The organism is Neisseria flava, from assembly GCF_982712965.1.
Genome location: NZ_CEXQBZ010000095.1, coordinates 1 through 3,143, shown reverse-complemented (window position 1 = coordinate 3,143; position 3,143 = coordinate 1). Strand labels below are relative to the sequence as shown.

At 48.2% G+C, this 3,143-nt stretch carries 1 protein-coding gene and 2 tRNA genes; all 3 read right to left on the bottom strand.

Going from position 1 to position 3,143, the window contains the following annotated elements; all coding sequences use genetic code 11:
- Positions 1-366 precede the first annotated feature (366 nt).
- Positions 367-443: transfer RNA gene (locus tag AC5M9B_RS04690), tRNA-Asp, on the bottom strand.
- Between the two features lie 31 nt (positions 444-474).
- A tRNA-Val gene (locus tag AC5M9B_RS04685) sits at positions 475-550 on the bottom strand.
- A 72-nt stretch (positions 551-622) separates the two neighbouring features.
- Positions 623-2,611 (bottom strand): monovalent cation:proton antiporter family protein, encoded by a 1,989-nt coding sequence (locus AC5M9B_RS04680; RefSeq protein ID WP_209282990.1) that lies wholly within the window; start codon positions 2,609-2,611, stop codon positions 623-625.
- Positions 2,612-3,143 lie beyond the last annotated feature (532 nt).

Here is a 3,143-nt window from a genome sequence, read left to right as displayed (position 1 = left end):
GTAATGTATATTTGCTCATAAAAAAACTGCACCTTGTGAGTTGGAGGGGATGTATCCAACTTTTGGGGTGCAGTTCAGTATGGATTTCTGTTTTCAGACGACCCTAAACAAAATTAGAACCTACAATGGATTAACTTCAAACCAAAACAACGTTACCTCACCTTAACTCAAAGAAAACACGATTTACTAAGATTCAAAAGTTCAAGGTAAATCAACTGCAGACTCTATATAGCCGACCATTCCTCTAACCTATCCTGCTTTAAAGTGAAATCTCTATAAGACGTCGTCTGAAAACCAAATAGCTGCCCTCTCCACGTTCGTTTCTTACGCACAAAAAAATACCGGCAAAGCCGGTATTTTAAAATTTGGCGCGGCGGACGGGGCTCGAACCCGCGACCCCCGGCGTGACAGGCCGGTACTCTAACCAACTGAGCTACCACCGCGCATCATTGTTTTGCAACAATAAAGGGAACTTGGTGGGTGATGACGGAGTCGAACCGCCGACATTCTGCTTGTAAGGCAGACGCTCTACCAACTGAGCTAATCACCCTTGTCGCTGCGTTTGCGAAGACACTATTAAATCAAAAAAGCATCCGCTGTGCAAGCTTTATTTTTTATCGCATTAAGTATTTCCTTGCAAACTCCAGTTTTCAAAAGAAATAATTTCCTCCTGTCTGCCTGCGACAACCAAAATATCATTCGGTTGCAGCTGGAAATCCAAGTCGGGGTTTTCTATCCTGCTTGTGTTTCGGCGGATAAATAGAAGTTTGATGCCTGCGTTATCCAAAGGTAAATCACGGATGGTCTTGCCTATGGCGTGGGCTTCTCCAGTCAGAGGAAAGGCGTGGCGGCATACCGATTTGCCTCCGTCGTCAAATCCATTTTCATCATCACTGCCGACAAACAAGCCTTCCAAAGAGGCGTAGCGGCTGTGTCGGATGTTGGCAATGGTCTGATAAACATGGTTGAAGGTCGCACCATTACCCAGCATGGCGTAGCTTGCCAGTACCAAGCTGGTTTCTTTGGTGTCGGATACAGCTTCTTCCGCGCCCATATCCGTGAAGGTTTTGACGTAATCGTCATTGGTAGCCCGAACATACACAGGCATGCTCGGATGCAAGGACATGATATTGTCGAGAACATGCTGGGTTTCGTGCATATTGTTCAGGGTAATGACCACCATTTTGGCGCGCTCCAAACCTGCCGCCTCCAAGACTTCGCGCCGTTTGGCATCGCCGAACGAGACCGGTTCGCCGGCATTGCGTGCCACCTGAACCCTGCCGATATCGAGGTCGAGGGCGAAGAAGGGGATGTTTTCCTGAGCCAAGACACGTCCGACGGTCTGACCGCCGCGTCCGAAACCGATAATCAGGACGTGGTCGGATTTGCTCATGGTTTCCACCAACATACTGTGCAAATCCAATGCCTTCATGTCCCAGCTTGATTTGACGAAACGGCTGACGATGGCATCGCTGCTGCCCAAGATAAATGGGGCAATAATCATAGACAACAGAATCGCTGCCGTAGCTGCCTGCTCCAGCTCGGGCGACACCATATTGATTTTGCTGGAGATGTTTAACATCACAAAACCAAATTCGCCGCCTTGTGCCAAATAGAGGGCTGTTTTTAAGCTATCCGCAATCGGATGCTTCATATGCAAAGCGATGAAAAAGACGACCAATGCTTTCAATACCAGCAAAATTGCCAGCAAAATCAGAATCTGCTGCCAGCCGCCGATTAAAGCTTGGATATCCAGTTTCATGCCGACCGTGATAAAGAAGAAACCGAGCAGAATATCGCGGAACGGACGGATGTCGTCTTCCACCTGAAAACGGTATTCCGTTTCCGAAAGCAGCATACCGGCGACGAATGCGCCCAATGCCATCGACAAGCCTTCCAGTTCGGTCAGATAAGCTACGCCCAAGGTTACCAGCAGGACGTTGATCATAAACAATTCAGACGACTTGCGTTTGGCGACCATTCTGAACCAGCGCGACATTACCTTGCTGCCGATAACGAACAACACGCCCAGCGTGACCAGCATTTTCAATCCGGCAAGACCCAGCGCGACCCACAGACTGCCTTCTTCGCCATTGCCCGACAACGCAGGAATCAGGATCATCAACGGTACAACGGCAATATCTTGCATCAACAAGACACCCATCGCCATTTGACCGTGCAGCTGTCCCAATTCGGTTTTTTCGGACAGGATGCGGCTGACAATTGCCGTGGACGACATGGTCATCGCCCCGGCTGCGGCAAACGCCCAATTAAAGTTGACACCCATCAGCATCAAAATGCCGATAATCGACAGCATGGTCACAACGACCTGCAAACCGCCCAGTCCGAACACCAAACGGCGCATGGCTTTGAGCTTGGGCAGGGAGAATTCGAGACCGATACTGAACATCAGGAATACGATACCGATTTCACCTAAATAATCAGTAGCATGACCTTGCGGAATCAGCTTCAACATACCCGGACCGGCAATAAAGCCGACCAAAAGATAACCGAGCATGGAAGGAATGTTGAATTTACGGCAATAAATTACCGTAATGACGGAAACGAGGAGGACGATAACGATGGGTGCGAGGGAAAAAGTTTCGTGCATAGAGCGGGCGGCCTTGATGTTTGTTGGAAAATGACTGTTTTATTTATGACAGGCCGTCCGAGCGGACGCGGAATAACATTCCGGCATTGTCGGGACGGAGTAGAGATATTGTATCAAAAAACCCTGTAAAATAATGTTCCTACGCAATAAATAATACCGAATAAATGAACATTTCGAATATTTCTGTTTCAGACGACTTGCCAAATAGACTTTTATTCTCTCAATAAAATAAAAACATTAATAGGACATCCTCCATGCCCCCTACCCCTTGTCCATGTTCTTCTTCCCTACCCTACGCTGAATGCTGCCACCCCTTCCATACTCATCAATCTCATCCGCAAACTGCCGAAAAATTGATGCGCTCAAGATACAGTGCCTGAGACCTTTGCAAAAAAGCACTTCCCCCAACAGCCAAAACCCAAACACAGGTTTTCGGCTGTTTTCTCCCCAAATCACTCCTGATTTTACCCAAATACCCCCTTAATCCTCCCCGGATACCTGATAATCAGGCATCCGGGCCGCCTTTTAGGCG